This is a genomic window from Acrocarpospora sp. B8E8, from assembly GCF_039871605.1.
GTDB classification, from domain to species: domain Bacteria; phylum Actinomycetota; class Actinomycetes; order Streptosporangiales; family Streptosporangiaceae; genus Acrocarpospora; species Acrocarpospora macrocephala.
Genome location: NZ_JBDPLV010000027.1, coordinates 74,981 through 90,064 on the forward strand (window position 1 = coordinate 74,981; position 15,084 = coordinate 90,064).

Consider the following 15,084-nt stretch of genomic DNA (forward strand, 5'->3'; position numbering starts at 1 on the left):
TCACCTCTCAGTCGCGATGCGACCGAGGGCGGCGCCGATGCGGGCGCGTGGGTCCGCGGCCCCGGCGAGCATTCCGGAGGGCAGCACGTCGATGAGATGCGCGTGCCCGAAGTTGTCGCCGTACGGCTCGTGGCGGACCACGTGGCCGCGGTCGGCCAGGCCGGGGGCCCAGGCGGCGCCGTCCTCGACCTCGACGACGACCTCGCCGCCGCGCCAGGTGTCGAAGCCGGTGCTGCGGTCGACGCCGAGCGCCCAGCGCGGCGCGTCGATCACCTCGCCGGGGGTCTGGCCGTGGGCCAGCAGCCGGGTGACGAGCTGGAGCAGGATCTGCGGTTGCGCGTCGCCGCCCATCGTTCCGATCACCGTGCGCAGCGAGCCGTCCGGGCGGGTGATCAGGGCGGGTGACAGGGTGTGCGGGGGGCGGCGGCCGGGGCCGTACTCGGCGGGGTGGCCGGGCGTGAGGGAGAAGCCGATGCCGCGGTTGTGTAAGTTGATCCCCGTGTCCGGCTCGAACAGCAGGCTGCCGAATCCGGCGGCGTTCGACTGGATCAGCGATACGCCCATGCCGTCGCCGTCGACCACGCACAGGTAGGTGGTGTCACCGCGGGCCGTCGCGCCGCCCAGCCCTGCCGTACGGCGGTCGGGGTCGACCAGCGCGCGGCGTCCGGCGGCCGAGCCGAGCGGAGCGAGCCCGCCCTCGTGCAGCACCTCGAGCCGGTCGTGTCCGGCGGCGCGGGCTGCCTCGACGAGCAGGTGCGCCCAGCGCGGGTCGGACGGATCCCCGGGCAGTTCGAACCCCTCCAGCACGCCGAGCGCGAGCAGCAGCAGGTAGCCCTGCGAATTCGGAGGGATCGTCCATACGCCGTGCCCGAACGCGGTGACGTGCAGCGGGGTCACCCAGTCGGCGTTGACCCTGGCCAGGTCGGCCTCGGTGTACTCGCCGGCACCGAGGGCGAGCAGCCCGCGGCCGAACTCCCCCTGGTAGAAGCCCGCGCGTCCGCTCGTCGCGATCGCGTCCAGCGCCCGCGCCACGCCAGGCCGCCGTACGGGGTCGCCGACCGCCCGGACCTCGGCGAAGTCACCGGCTCCCGGGAGTGACCCGATGAACGGCGCCCCGGGCACGAGCAGCGGCGACGCCGGGAAGCCGTCGGCGGCCAGCCGTATCGCCGGAGCCAGCACCACGTCGAGCGGGAGCCGCCCGAAGCGCTCGTGCAGCGTCAGCCAGCCGTCCACGCAGCCGGGCACGGGCACCGACCGGATGTCGTACAGGTGGGGCATCCGGTCGTGGCCCTCGTCACGCAGCCGCCGCGCGTCCGCGCCGCTGCCGGCGCGCCCGGAGGCGTTCAGCGCGCTCACCCCCGTGCCGTCGTGCACCAGGGCGAACAGATCTCCGCCAAGACCGCACATGTGCGGCGCCGTCACCGCCAGCACCGCGTTGGCCGCCACAGCCGCGTCGGCGGCACTGCCCCCTCGGTCAAGTGTGGTGATCCCCGCGGACGAGGCGAGATGGTCAACCGTGCAAACCATGCCGTTGACGGCATATCGGGTGTTAGTCATATCAGGACAGTAGGCTTTCCTGATATCGGCCACCAAGAAACCTCTTCCTGATCCTGGCCGAAGACACATGGATTCCACCGTGCCGGTATTTCGCCATGCTCAAGCGTGCAACGTCGGCGCCAACGCCGCCGAAGCCCACATCACCGCGAGACGCCTGGCCCTAGCCCCGCCGACCAGCACAAACAGGTCCACTGACCGCATCGGCGTCTAACTTGTCGGGGTTCGGGTGCAGGTGGTCGTGGGTGGGTTGTTGGTGCCGCTCCAGTTCGCCAGGAAGCCGAACGTGGTGGACGCGTTCGGGGCCAGCGTTCCGTTGTAGCTCTCGTTCGTGATCGTGTACGGGCTGGCGGTGCCGCTGGTCCGGGCACCCCAGATCTGCGTGATCTGCTGGCCGTTGGGGAAGGTGAGGGTCACCGTCCACCCGGTGGTCGGGGTGGTGCCGGTGTTGGTCACGGTCACCTGACCCTGGAATGCGCCGGACCAGCTGCTGACCTGGCTGTACACCGCCGTACACGCGCCGGTGCCCGGGGTCGGCGACGGGCAGGCCGGGGTGATGACCGTGATAGGAGGCGTGAACGCGGAGGCGTTGCCGGCCGTGTCGCGCGCCCGGATCTGGTAGCGGAAGGTCCCCACGCCGGACTGGGTGAACGACGTGGTCGTCGAGGTGCCGACGGAGACGAACGTGCCACCGGTGGTGCCGGGTGCGCGCCAGATCTCGTACCCGGTGACGCCCACGTTGTCCGTCGACGCGGTCCAGTTCAGCGTCGCCGAGCCGCAGGTGATGGTCGCGGTCGGCGTGCCCGGGGTGGTGGGCGGCTGCGTGTCCGGCGGTGGGCTGGTCGGGCACGGCGGCGGTACGGCGGTGACCGGCGCGGTGAAGGCGGAGGTGTTGCCGGCGGCGTCGCGTGCTCGGACCTGGTACTGGGCAAGCCCGCTGAGAGATTGGGTGAACGAGGTGGTCGTGGTCGTGCCGACAGAGGTGAACGTGCCGCCGTTGGACGAGCGGTAGACGTCGTAGCCGGCGACCCCGACATTGTCGGTGGCGGCGGTCCAGTTCAGCGTCACCGTCAGGGTGCAGCTGACCGAGACCGTCAGCCCGGTCGGGACCGTCGGCGGGGTGGTGTCGGTGGGTGGCGTGGTGCCGCCGAGGAGGGGAGTCAGCGCCGGGTACCAGCGGTCGGACATCTTCTGGAAGCCGGAATCGTCCGGGTGCACCCCGTCCCCGTTCGTGTCGGCCACCGGGTCGAAGCCGGTGAACTGGTCGACCACCGTGATAGGCGACTGGGCGGTGGACTTGCCGGCGGCCCAGCCGGGGATGGCGTCGTTGAGCGCGGTTACGCCGGGAGGGCACCAGGTGCACCCGCTGGGCGCCATCGGAATGATCTTGGCGACGACTATCTTCATGCTCGGATTGCTGGCACGCATCTGGTCGACCAGTTTGCTGTACGCGGAGAGGATGGTCGTGGCCGGAATATTGCCCCAGATGTCGTTGGTGCCCAGGTGCATGAGGACGATATCCGGCCGGGTGGCGGCGAGCCACGGCGGCAGCTGGTTCTGATTGGCGATGCCGGTGGCCTGGAACCCTCCGTGCCCCTCGTTGTCACCGTCGTGCGCCACGGAGCAGCCGCCGCCTGGCAAGGTCCCGACGAAGTCGATGTTCGTGAAGCCCGTACGCTGCAAGCGGTCCCAGAGCAGGGCCCGCCAGCACCCGGGCCCACCGGTGATGGAGTCACCGAGCGGCATGATCCTCACAGGGGCCGCCGCGGAGACCGCGGGCGTGGTCACCACGAGTCCGACCGACACAGCGAGCGCTACCAGGACGGCGTAGACAAATCGTTTCATGGTGACTCCCTGAGCGACGGAGGGATGCGGGCGGCCCCGCCATGCCGTGTCGGATCAATGCAGCGTGTGGACGGTAGACGCGTACGTCAACACCGCGACCAGCCGGAGCCGCGAAGTCCCAGGTCGCTCATGGAAGTTCCATTCGACTGCTCCTCCCGGACCACAGCGTGCCCGTGTGTTGCGGGATTCACAGATTGATGTCGGGCATGCGGAGGAGGTCGACGAGTGTCCGCTTGTAGTTCTCGGCAGCCCGCGGATTGGAATGACTGCGCCGACACGCCGATCCGCCTCTCCGGTGTCTTCAGCATCCCCCGACGGCTTCAGGGGGCCGCCGGGCCTCAGGATTGAGCGCAGGTCGCGGGGCAGAACTTGGCCTCGGGGTAGCGGGATGACGGCACGTCGAGGAGGGGTTGCCGCTGTGATTTCAGGTGCTGGTCGAGGAAGGCCGCCACGTAGGTGCGGGTGAGCTCGGCTGCGCGGGCCGCGGGCAGAGTGCCGGGCAGGGGCTTGATGGCGAGGGCGTCCGCCAGCAGCGGGCTGTCGGTGAAGGACGTATGTTCGGTGCCCGTCAGGACGAGCCAGCGCTTCCATCCGGTCAGCAGCTTCCAGTCGCGGTCCCAGGAGTTGTCGGGTCCGCCGGGGATGTGCTGCTTCGTCCCCATGAACAGGAACGGCTTGGAGAGCCCGGTCTTGGGGATGCGGGCGTAGGTGGTGCCGTCCATGTCGATTCCGGCGCGTATCCGGGGGTCCTTGACCAGGGCCGCCAGGGCGGCGGCCCCGCCGATCGACTGGCCCGCCATCGCGATCCTGGAGCGGTCGATCAGGGCGGAGCCGCCCCATTTCGATGGCAGTTGGTCGAGGACGAAGGAGACGTCGGCCGCCCGGCCCTGGACCACGCCCGTGCCGAAGCCCGGGTCGGTGTCGCTGTCGCAGGCGAGACATTCCGCGACCCGCCCGTCCGGGAATGTGGTGGCGTAGCTCTCGTAGGCGTGGTCAATCCCGGCCACGACGTACCCTCGGCTGGCCAGGTCCTCGGCCAGGGAGGTGAGGGTGCTCATCGGCTTGGTGAAGCCGGGGGAGAGCACTACCAGCGGAAACTTTCCGCCCGCCGGGCCGGCGTCTTCGATGGCGTTCGTGCGGGTCTTGCTCAGCGTGTCGTACGGCGCGCTGGCGATCCCGGTGCCCTTCAGCAGGAGCTCCGATTCCTTGGGTGTCATGTACGGCGCGCGCCGCCCGTCCCGCTGCTCGGTCGGATACCACAGGGTGACCTTGAGCTCCCTGGCGTCGGCGTCGAGGTTCCAGGGGTCAGGGCGGGAGGTGTCCTTCAGGTACAGGGCGGTGGAGCCGACCAGATGAGGGCCGGTGGGGGCGGGCAGGGCGGCGGGCCCGGCCGGCGTGACCGGCGGGGCGTCGGACCGGGGCGGTGCGGGGGCGGAGCAGGCGGACGCGGCCAGGACGGCCAGTCCCGCGGCGACGGCCAGGATCTGTCTCATGGAGAGGTCCCCATTCACTTGTGCAGCAAGGTCAGGGCCTTGGCCAGCGCGGGATCGCGCCCGGCGGCCGCGTCCTGTGGGGTCAGGGGCACGTAGTGGTCGGGCGGCACGCCGATCCGGTCGATCACCTCACGGTCGGGCCCCAGGTGGTGCCTGGCGGGGAAGCCCAGGAGGGTGTTGTTGGCCAGCAGGTACGACCGGGCCGGGCCGGAGATCACGCCGGCGGTTCTGGTGCCGACCAGCTGGCCGATGCGCAGGTCCTTGACCGCGGCGCTGGTGTGCTCGCAGGCCGAGGCGCAGCCCTGGTCGACGAGCACGACCAGGGGCAGGTGGAGCAGTTCGACGGTGTCGTCGGTCCGGGAGGCCACGCATCTTCCGTCCGCGGCGCATTGGTGGGCGGTGACCTTGCCGTGGACGAACGCGCTCAGCAGCCGGGTCGCCTCCACGGGGCTGCCGCCGCCGTTGCCGCGCAGGTCCAGCACGACGCCGGCGAGCGCCCGGCCGGTGCGTAGCCGGGTGATCGCCTTGAGCACCCTGTTGGCGGAGTCGGAGGGAAATCCGGTCATCCGTACATAGGCGACGTCGTCGTCCAGCAACTTCGACCGCACCACCTGCAGAGCGGCCAGATCCCGTTCGTAGGGGCTGGGCTTGAGCGTGACCGTCCAGCGGCGGCCGGTGGCCTGCCGCAGGAGCCGCAGCTCGACCGGGCGCGTCTCGGGGTAGTCCGGGTAGAGGGCGGCGATCGCCGGGGTGGCCTCGCCGTCGAAGAAGGGCGGCGTCCCGTTGATCGACTCGATGACGTCGCCGGGGCGCAGCCCGGCGGCCTTCGCCGCGCCGCCGAGCACTGTGGTGACGAACAGCGGGGCGAGCGCGACGCGGGGAGTGTCGCCGTCCGCCTGCGGGCCGTCCACGTTCGCCTCAAGGCCCAGGCCGTAGTCGTCGCCGTCGTAGTAGTCGATCGGTCGCTTGAAGTCGTGCGCCCAGTTGGCGTGGTTGTCGCCGAGGGCGGCCACGATGGCTTCGAGGGTGACGACGGTCAGCTTGTCGCGCAGGTCGGGGACCTGATCGGTGATCTTCCGGTAGGCGGTCTCGAAGGCGGCCCAGTCGGCTTTCCGGTCACCGGTCAGCGCCGGCATGATCGCGTCGGGCACGTCGCGCCCGTCGCGGTTGAGCTCCTGCGTCAGGGCGAGGAACCCGGCCGTCAGCAGTGATCGGGCGTCCAGCGTCGGGCCGCTGTAGTAGTTGCCGAGGATGCAGAAGTACGCCTGCTCGATGACGTCGATCGTGGTGGCCGTCTCCGGTTCCCACGCGCCCTGGGGTGGCGCGCAGGCCGTTGCGCCCGCCGTGCTCGCCTGGCTGCGCGGCGGCATGGGTGCCGTGCACGCCGCCGCTAGGAGGAGGGCGAGCCCGGCGGCCGCGGTCCTGAGGATGGTCATGACAGGCGTCTCCGGATCCACCAGAAGGAGAACCACGTGAGGCCGAGGGTGAGCAGGGCGTAGATCCCGGTCTCGATCCACTGGAATGGCCAGAAGCGCTCCAGGGGGTGGTAGGTCGCCTGCTGCCGGTAGCCGAGCCGGTTGATCTCGACCCAGCACGCGTCCAAACTCGGTGGTCCCCCTGCCGGTGCGCAGGGTCCCGACGTTGCCGATACGGGGATGGGCGCTTCTTCGCCCATGCCGGCGATCGTACGTCCGGACGGATCGAGGAGGTCGCTGGACAGGACCCAGGCGCCCGCGTGGCCGGGAACGCCCGGCTGCATGGAAATCAGCACAGGTCCGCCTCCCTCTCCCTGTACGTGGATGCCGCCCACGTTCGCCTGGCCGAGCTCGAAGGTCGAGGTGACCGGGGGCATCAGGTGGGGACGGACCAGCAGCGGCATGGCGAGCTGGATCGCGACGAAGGCGGCCAGGGTGAGAGCCATGGCGGGCAGCGTGCGGCGTACCAGCATGCCCACGGTCACGCCGAGGACGAAGGCGAAGGCCGCGTACCCCATCGGGGCGATGCCACGCGCGCCGAACACCAGCGGAGCCATCAGAGCCAGGTCCAGAACAGCCGACTTGTCCAGGGGGTCGGACCACCAGGTCACCGCGAGACCGCACAGGCACGCCGCGGCCATGGCCGCCAGGCCGACGAGCCCGAGCTTGGCCGCCAGCCACCGGCCGCGGGTGACGCTCTGGTTCCACACCAGCAGGTGCGTGCCCGCCTCCAGCTCCCGGGTGATCAACGGGGCTCCCCAGAAAAGCCCGACCAGAGCGGGCAGGGCCAGCACGACGAAGCTGACGGCCACGAAGAGGAGCTGATGTTCGCCGAAGAACCCGTCGAAGAACCGGTCGCAGGTGTCGTCCGGAGTGCACCCGGCGATCCCGGCCGCGTAGCGGGATGCCAGGTCCGGGCCGGTCAGGGCCAGGACGGCGGTGAGGACGGCGAGCGCGGCCGCCATCATCGTGGCCGAGCCGCGGAACTGGCGCCAGGTCAGCCAGATCATCCCTGCACCTCCAGGGCGACCCGCCGGTTCTCGGCGGCGTGCTTGTCCATGTAGGCCAGGACGAGGTCCTCCAGGCTGAGTCGGCTGACCGTCCAGGCGGGGTCGTGGATGGGAGCGCCGCTACGGACGACGATGGTGCTCTGCTGGTCGGTGTGACTGGCGGAGATCACGTGCTGGTCGGAGTGGAGCCGATCGAGGGCGTGGCGCGGGCCGGTGAGGCGGTGGTGGGTGGCCAGTAACTGGTCGAACTTCCCGGCCATCCGGACGCGGGAGTCGACGAGGACGATCAGGAAGTCGCAGACCCGTTCCAGGTCGGAGACCAGGTGGGAGGAGAGCACCACGCTCAGCTTGTGCTCGGCGGTGGCCTCCGTCAGGCCCTGCAGGAACTCGCGGCGGGCGAGCGGGTCGAGCGAGGCGACCGGCTCGTCCAGGATCAGCAGCTCGGGCCGTTTGGCCAGGCCCAGGGTGAGGGCGAGTTGGGCGCGCTGGCCGCCCGACAGCTTGCCCGCCCGGTGCGAGGGATCGAGACCGAGCTGTCCGATGCGTTCGCGTGCGAGTGCAGTGTCCCAGCGGGGGTTGAGCCGGGCGCCCAATCGCAGGTGTTCGGCGACGGTCAGTCCCGCGTAGACGGGGGTGTCCTGGGCGACGAACCCGACCCCGGCCAGTCGCGCGGGCGTGCCCCCGGGCCGCCCGCCGAGCACCGAGATGTCGCCCGTCGTCGGTTCGAGCTGACCGCAGGCCAGCTTCAGCAGGGTCGTCTTGCCGGCCCCGTTGGGGCCCACCAGCCCCACGACGTGGCCCGCCGGGATGTCGATGGTGCAGTCGCTGAGTGCCCAGCGTTTGCCGTACTTCTTGCCCAGTGCCTGGGCCTCTAGGACAGAAGTCACGCTATGTCCTCCTGAGAGGTGGTCATGAACAGCGCCTCGACGCGGCGTGATGGTGGGAATGAAACTAGGCACTGCTCGTGCCGGTGCGCGTCGGCCGTCGTACCGAGATCGCGTACTGCCTGAGAACGAAGGGCCGCCAGGTCATCCCTGCGATGTACTCCCGAAGACCGTGAGCCCCGTCACAACGGCCGATGCGTGACGGACCGGCAGGCGGTGACAATGTGCCGGTGGAGACGGGTGAACGACGACCGTGGTGGCGGCATGTGCTCGACCTGGGCAGTCGGCTGGATGAGGCCTACCGGGACACGCCGGGGCTGAGTAGCGAAGGACCCCCAAGGCCGTCTCGCAGAGCACTCGCCGCCGACGTGGTGGTCGCGATCGTCCTGACGGTCATCGCGGTGACCGTATCGGTGAAATATGTCGAGAATCAGTCCGGAGTGATCGAGTACTTACGGCTCCGACCTGCCACTGCGCCCCTGCCGCCGGTTCCTGATCTCCCGCCAGTGCCTGATCCCCCGACCGACCGCCCACCACCTCCTGATGTCCTGTCCCCACCCCCTGGCAACCCGTCCGGCAACGAGCCGGCCCAGCCTCTCCCCTGGGATCCGACCGCGTTCCTGGTGGCGCTGACGGCGTTGCCGCTGGCGGCGCGGCGCCGGTACCCGCTCATCACCTTCTGGGTGGTGCTGGCCGCCGCGCTGGCCACCCACGCGAGTGCCACCTGGATCACCGTGCTGGCCTGCGCTGTCGCCGCGTACGGTGCCGTCGTCCACAGCCGTAACCGGTTCCTGGCAATGGGTGGCCTCGTGCTCGCGGCCGGGCTCGCCGGTGGCGCGTTCCGGGACGTCGCGCCTGGGCTGCCGAGTTGGATGGGGCCGTTCGTCGTCCTGCTGAGCGTCGGCGTCTTCGGGAGCTTCGTCCGTTTCTGGCGGCGCCAGCTGGGCGCCAGCCGGCATCGGCTCGCCGAACTGCAGCAGGCGCAGGCAAACGCCATGCGCAGGGCTGTCGCGGAGGAGCGCTCCCGGATCGCCGCCGAACTCCACGATGTGGTGACCCACAATGTCAGCGTGATGGTGATCCAGGCCGGCGCGGCCCGAAAGGTCATGGACGTGGAGCCGGAGCAGTCGAAGCAGGCTCTGATCGCGATCGAGTCCGGCGGCCGGGCCGCCATGGCCGAACTGCGCAACGTCATGGGCCTGCTCGCCGGCCCGGGCGGCGAGCGTCTCGACGGGCCTTCCGACGGGCTCGAACCCCAACCCGGGCTCGACCAGCTCGAAGCCCTGGTGGAACGGGTCCGCGCCGTCGGCGTGCCGGTGCGCGTCAAGGTGTCGCCGCCTGGGCCGCTGCCTCCTGGGATCGACCTCGCCGCCTACCGCGTCGTGCAGGAGGCCCTCACCAACACGATCAAGCACGCGGCCGGGGCCGCCGCGTTCGTGACGATCGGTCATGACGGCGACTGGCTGGAGATCGAGGTGACGGACACCGGTGGAGTACGGAGCGCCGGGCCCCGGACCGGCGACGGCAGGGGGCTGATCGGGTTGCGCGAGCGGCTCGGTATCTACGGCGGGACTCTGGACGCCGGACGGACTGCCGAGGGCGGATTCCGGATCAAGGCCCGCGTCCCGTGGAGGACACCATGACCGAGCGGTTGCGCGCCGTCATCGCCGACGACCAGGCCCTGGTACGCACGGGATTCCGCATGATCCTCGCCGCCGACGGCATCGACGTGACGGCCGAGGCCGCCGACGGGGACGAAGCCGTCGCCGCGGTCCGCCGTACCAGGCCCGACGTCGTGCTCATGGACATCCGGATGCCGCGGATGGACGGCCTCGAAGCCACCCGGCGGATCCTCGCGGGCGGCGCCGAGGACACCCGCGTGCTGATCCTGACCACCTACGACCTCGACCACTACGTGTACGCCGCGCTCGCCGCCGGGGCGAGCGGGTTCCTGCTCAAGGACGTCACCCCCGAACACCTGGTGGCCGCGGTACGCCTGGTGCGCTCCGGCGACGCCCTGCTCGCGCCCACCATCACCCGCCGCCTGGTCGAACGTTTCGCCCGCCGCGACAACGTGAAGCCCACTCTCCACCGCGATCTGTCCCAGCTGACGCCTCGGGAACTGGACGTGCTGCGCCTGCTCGCCACCGGCCTGAGCAACGCCGAACTCGCCGACCAGCTGACCCTCAGCGTGACCACGGTGAAGACCCACGTCGCGCGCATCCTGTCCAAGCTCGGCCTGCGTGACCGGGTCCAAGCCGTGGTGGTCGCCTACGAGACCGGCCTGATCTCCCCCGGCGGCGCCGGTTGACCTTCAAGGGAGGATCTTAGGTGTAGTACCAGTCGAGGCACTCCCACTGCTCGTCCGGGACGCCGGCCGGATTGGGCCGTTGGCCGTTCTCGTAGCGGATGTAACAGGCGGCGTAGCGAGCGCTGGATTGGCCGATCATGGATGTGTAGACCCTGGTGTCGCAGGAATAGCCCACGTCCTTGTAGTAGGTGGCGTGGTGGTACCACCCGTACGGGGTCCACAAGTCGGCGCGGAGTTTGAGGTAGTAGCCGTTGTTCTTCAGCCACTCGCAATCATCGCGAATGAATCTGGCCCATTGGGCATCGCACCCGCTCGATCGCCTCAGCTCCAGGCCGTAGTCGTCCGTCGGTAGGTTGTTGTGGGACCAATACCTCCAGCGAACTGTGGAGCCGCCGTTGCTGGAGCAGCCGCTGCTCTGGGGGTTCACACCCGTACAGCCGGTGTTCCAGCACAGGGCAGTCGCACCGGCCGGCGCCGAGTTGGCGGTGAACAGCGCCGTGGCCGTGAAAAACGTGAGCACGGCGATGGCGCACCTGATGAGGTTATGCATTTCGCTCCCCGTTGTCGGCCCTGCTCTGGAGGCAGGGCTGCCGATCGAGGCCATTGAAAAGGGCCAACGGGGTGAGCGGCCACGACCGATGAATTCTCCGCACAAGGCCGCACAGCGTTGATGGGGCCGCAAAGTGTCGATCAAGGCTCCCGACCGGCGCAAGGTGGCCACCAAGCTGAACGAGTAATCCCAGTGACAACTTCTGGCGAATTCGACTTCCCAGGCGGGCGGACAACGATCTGCAAGGCCCTCGACGAGGAGTTCACCCCTCTCGAGGAAAACTACTCACGGCACCGGGTCGGAGCTCCACGTGCTCATGGCCAAATGGAAGGAGAGTCCGACTGAATCAGGGCCGTTCCGCCGGACACCGTCCAGACCCGGGGACTTTTCTCCAGTATGCGGGCAAGGCAACTAATCTGGGCAGATGTCTCTATTTCGTTAGCCATGAAGCTTTTTCATTTACGGACGGCGCGCGCGTCGAACTGCCCACAGAGAAGCCTTCGCCCATCTCGCGGTGCTCCGCCGTGAGATCGCCGCCCAGGCCCGCGAATACCGTTACGAGCAGAACCGGCCGCCTCACCTGTTCACAAATATTGTGGCCGCATTGCCCGGTACCAGCGCCTAAAAAGCCAAAACCCTAACTAGGGGCGTTTAATTCATTTTTGGGCTATGTCGTGTAAATCGTCCCCACCTCCTGGCAGGTCGAGTGGGGGTCACACCATCTCACCGACCACTCGTGGCGGTGAGATCACGAGCGGACCGGGGTGGAGCGGGCGTAGCGGGCGGTGAGGTCGCGGATGTGGTCGATGAGTTCCGGGGGGCCGGTGACCTCGAAGTCCAGGTCGAGCATGCCGAGGTAGACGGCGAGCGTATTGAGGGAGTCCGCGCCGGTGTGCAGTACGCAGGTGTGCTCGTCCAGAGCCTCCACCACGCCGACGGCGGGGTTGACGCGCTCGGTCACGACCTCGGCGGGCGCGTGGACGACGACCCGGGATCGATAGCGCCAGGCCGCGGCTGAGACTCCCCGCGCGACGTACGCGGCCGCGCCGCCCTCGGGCGGATCGCGAGGGGGGAAGCGGGGGCCGGTGGGGACGCGCGGTTCGACGCGGTCGACCCGGAAGGTGCGCCAGTCCTGGCGGTCGACGTCCCACGCGACCAGGTACCAGCGGCGGCCCCACGACACCAGCCGGTGCGGTTCGACGGTCCGGACGCCGGTGGATCCATCGTGGGCGCGGTAGTCGAACCGCAGCCGCTCCTGGTCGCGGCAGGCCGCGGCGAGCGTGGTCAGCACGCTCGGGTCGACCGCCGGTCCTGGGCGGTCCGCGGGCACGGGTTCGGTGTACGTCTGCAGCGTGTTGACCCGGTACCGCAGCCGGGAGGGGAGCACCTGTTCCAGCTTGGCGAGCGCGCGCACCGAGGTCTCCTCGATGCCGGTGACGCTTCCGCCGGCGGCGGTGCGCAACCCGACCGCCACGGCCACCGCCTCGTCGTCGTCGAGCAGGAGCGGCGGCATGGCGGTGCCGGCGCCCAGCCGGTAGCCGCCGTCGGTGCCCCGGGTCGCGTTCACCGGATATCCGAGGTCGCGCAGCCGTTCGACGTCGCGGCGCACGGTCCGCTCGCTCACATTCAGCCGCTCCGCGAGGGCCGCGCCGGACCAGTCCCGCCTGGCCTGCAACAACGACAGCAGGCGGAGCAGCCGCGCCGAGGTCTCCAACATGTTCCCCAGCATGCCAGGACTTCAGGACAGAACCTGACCGGAAGGGTCCGTAGCGTACCTGTCATGAGCGAAAACACCGAGATCAAGCCGTTCCGCATCGACATCCCGCAAGCCCAGCTGGACGACCTCCGCAGCCGCCTCGACCGCACCCTCTGGCCGGACGAGATTCCCGGCACAGGCTGGGACTACGGCGTTCCGGTGGAGTACGTGCGCAGGCTCGCCGAGTACTGGCGCGACGGGTACGACTGGCGCGCCCACGAGGCCGAGATCAACCGGTTTCCGCAGTTCACCACCGAGATTGACGGGCAGAACATCCACTTCCTGCACGTCCGCTCGCGGCACGAGAACGCCCTGCCGCTGATCCTCACGCACGGCTGGCCGGGCTCGATCGTGGAGTACCTGAAGGTCATCGAGCCCCTCACCGACCCCGAGGACCCGGCGCAGGCGTTCCACGTGGTGATCCCGTCACTGCCCGGCTTCGGCTTCTCCGGCCCGACCAGGGAGAGAGGCTGGAACCGGTACCGCACCGCCAAGGCGTGGGCGGAGCTGATGCGGCGGCTGGGCTACGACCGCTACGGCGCCGTCGGCAACGACGGCGGCTCGCTCGTCTCGCCCGAGGTCGGGCGGCTCGATCCCGAGCACGTCGTCGGAGTGCACGTCACCCAGCTCTTCTCGTTCCCGTCCGGCGATCCGGCCGAGTTCGAGAAGATCACCCCGGAGGAGCAGAAAGGGCTGGAAGTGCTGCAATGGTTCTACGACACCAAGATGTCGTTCAACACCCTGCACTCGCAGCAGCCGCAGACGTTGTCGTACGCGATCTTCGACTCGCCGGTCGGGCTGCTGGGCTGGAACGCGCAGCTCTTCGGGGACCTCGTCGACGCCGACTTCATCCTGACCAACACGATGTTCTACTGGCTGACCGGCACCGCGACGTCGGCCACCCGCTTCTACTACGAGGACGCGCACGCAGAGCACCCCGAAGGGCCCACCACCGTCCCGACCGGCCTCGCGATGTTCGACGGCGACTTCGTCTCCATGCGCACGTTCGCGGAGCGCGACCACCAGAACATCGTGCACTGGAAGTCGTACGACCGCGGCGGCCACTACGCCGCCCACATCGTGCCGGACGTGCTGACCGAGGACCTGCGCGCCTTCTACGCCCGCCTGCGCTGACCGGCCCGTCAGCGCGGGGGCGCGCAGGACGCGCGGGTGATGAGTTTGGCGCCCACGCGGTAGGAGCGGCCGGTGCCGTGCTCGCCGGGGGAGCGTTTCTCGATCTGCTGGAGGAGCAGGTCCATGGCCAGCTCGCCCAGTTCCCGCGCGCCGTTGTCGACCACGGTCACGGCGGGCTGCCACCAGCGTAGCCAGGGGATGTCCTCGTAGCAGATCAGCGAGAGCCGGCCGGGAATGTCGATCCCGGCGGCCACCAGGGTGGGCAGGACGCCGAACACGGCTTCGTGGTTGGCCGTGAACAGGGCCGTCGGGTTCTGGCGGAGCAGGCGGGTGGTCGCCTCGGCGCCGAAGGCGGGGTCGAAGGGCCCGCGCTCGACGAGGTCCTGCTCGACCTGGCGGCCGCGTTCGCGCAGCGCCTGCTCGTAGCCCGCGAAACGTTCCCGTCCCGAGTTGGTCGTCAGTTCGCCGCCGATGAAGGCGATCCGCTCGTGCCCGAGGTCGAGCAGGTGGGTGGTGGCGGCGTGCGCGCCCTCGCGGTCGGCCGCGAGCACGCTGGGGGCGGCGCTCTCGGCGGCGGCCCGGATGACGCTGACCATCCCGATGCCCTCGGCTAGGAGCGCGTTGGTGAGCGCCGCGTTCTTGCCGGTCCCGATCATGATCAATCCATCCACGCCGTACGCGGCGAGGGTGCGCAGGAACGACTCCTCGCGGCGCGGGTCGGCGTCGGTGATGCAGAGCATCACCTGGTAGTTCTCAACGGCGGCCCGCCGCTGCACCACCTCGGCGATGGTGTGGAAGGAGGCGTTGATCAGGTTGTTCAGGACCAGGCCGATGAGGTGGGACTGGCGGGAGCGCAGGGTGCTGGCGGCGCGGTTGGGGCGGTAGCCGAGTTTGGCCGCCGCCTCTTCCACGGCGGCCCTCGTCTCCGGGGAGATCAGCAGGGAACCGCTCAGGGCACGTGACGCGGTGCTCCGTGACACGCCCGCCGCGCCCGCGACGTCCTTCAACGTGATCGCCATCCTGCTCCTTGCTGGGATCGATCCCATCCTATCCCGCGATCTTCTCAGATGGG

At 69.7% G+C, this 15,084-nt stretch carries 12 protein-coding genes; 3 read left to right on the forward strand and 9 right to left on the reverse strand.

The features are described from left to right. From ABGB08_RS25340 to ABGB08_RS25365, 6 genes are all read right to left on the reverse strand, one after another. Positions 1 to 1,557 carry a gamma-glutamyltransferase gene (locus tag ABGB08_RS25340; protein WP_347594375.1) on the reverse strand — a complete coding sequence of 519 codons (1,557 nt, stop codon included), beginning with the start codon at positions 1,555 to 1,557 and terminating at the stop codon, positions 1 to 3. Between the two features lie 207 nt (positions 1,558 to 1,764). Continuing rightward, positions 1,765 to 3,399 carry a cellulose binding domain-containing protein gene (locus tag ABGB08_RS25345; protein WP_347594377.1) on the reverse strand — a complete coding sequence of 545 codons (1,635 nt, stop codon included), beginning with the start codon at positions 3,397 to 3,399 and terminating at the stop codon, positions 1,765 to 1,767. A gap of 338 nt (positions 3,400 to 3,737) precedes the next feature. Further along, positions 3,738 to 4,892 carry an alpha/beta hydrolase gene (locus ABGB08_RS25350; RefSeq protein WP_347594379.1) on the reverse strand — a complete coding sequence of 385 codons (1,155 nt, stop codon included), beginning with the start codon at positions 4,890 to 4,892 and terminating at the stop codon, positions 3,738 to 3,740. A 14-nt stretch (positions 4,893 to 4,906) separates the two neighbouring features. After that, entirely contained in the window at positions 4,907 to 6,328 is a 1,422-nt protein-coding gene (locus ABGB08_RS25355; RefSeq protein WP_347594381.1) for a S41 family peptidase, read from the reverse strand. Next, on the reverse strand, positions 6,325 to 7,377 hold the full coding sequence (locus tag ABGB08_RS25360) for an ABC transporter permease (protein ID WP_347594383.1): 1,053 nt from the start codon (positions 7,375 to 7,377) through the stop codon (positions 6,325 to 6,327). The genes ABGB08_RS25355 and ABGB08_RS25360 overlap by 4 nt, the downstream gene beginning before the upstream one ends. Further along, positions 7,374 to 8,264 (reverse strand): ABC transporter ATP-binding protein, encoded by an 891-nt coding sequence (locus tag ABGB08_RS25365; protein WP_347594385.1) that lies wholly within the window; start codon positions 8,262 to 8,264, stop codon positions 7,374 to 7,376. The genes ABGB08_RS25360 and ABGB08_RS25365 overlap by 4 nt, the downstream gene beginning before the upstream one ends. Positions 8,265 to 8,491: 227 nt before the next feature. Between ABGB08_RS25365 and ABGB08_RS25370 the strand changes: the two genes are divergently transcribed. Together ABGB08_RS25370 and ABGB08_RS25375 are read left to right on the forward strand one after the other, a co-directional pair. Then, positions 8,492 to 9,904, forward strand: a complete 1,413-nt coding sequence (locus ABGB08_RS25370; protein WP_347594387.1) for a histidine kinase — start codon at positions 8,492 to 8,494, stop codon at positions 9,902 to 9,904. Then, the gene (locus ABGB08_RS25375; protein WP_347594389.1) at positions 9,901 to 10,572 is read left to right on the forward strand and encodes a response regulator transcription factor; all 672 of its coding nucleotides are present in this window, start codon (positions 9,901 to 9,903) and stop codon (positions 10,570 to 10,572) included. Before ABGB08_RS25370 ends, ABGB08_RS25375 begins: the two co-directional genes overlap by 4 nt. A 16-nt stretch (positions 10,573 to 10,588) precedes the next feature. Here the strand turns inward: ABGB08_RS25375 and ABGB08_RS25380 are convergent, their stop codons facing one another. Together ABGB08_RS25380 and ABGB08_RS25385 are read right to left on the reverse strand one after the other, a co-directional pair. Next, on the reverse strand, positions 10,589 to 11,092 hold the full coding sequence (locus ABGB08_RS25380; protein WP_347594391.1) for a hypothetical protein: 504 nt from the start codon (positions 11,090 to 11,092) through the stop codon (positions 10,589 to 10,591). Positions 11,093 to 11,870: 778 nt separating this feature from the next. Further along, positions 11,871 to 12,839, reverse strand: a complete 969-nt coding sequence (locus tag ABGB08_RS25385; RefSeq protein ID WP_347594393.1) for a YafY family protein — start codon at positions 12,837 to 12,839, stop codon at positions 11,871 to 11,873. A gap of 63 nt (positions 12,840 to 12,902) precedes the next feature. On the opposite strand from ABGB08_RS25385, the gene ABGB08_RS25390 reads away from it, so the two are divergent. Next, positions 12,903 to 14,012, forward strand: coding sequence for an epoxide hydrolase family protein (locus tag ABGB08_RS25390; protein ID WP_347594395.1), 1,110 nt, complete (start codon positions 12,903 to 12,905; stop codon positions 14,010 to 14,012). A gap of 8 nt (positions 14,013 to 14,020) precedes the next feature. On the opposite strand, the gene ABGB08_RS25395 is transcribed toward ABGB08_RS25390, so the two are convergent. Continuing rightward, positions 14,021 to 15,031 (reverse strand): LacI family DNA-binding transcriptional regulator, encoded by a 1,011-nt coding sequence (locus tag ABGB08_RS25395; RefSeq protein WP_347594397.1) that lies wholly within the window; start codon positions 15,029 to 15,031, stop codon positions 14,021 to 14,023. Positions 15,032 to 15,084 lie beyond the last annotated feature (53 nt).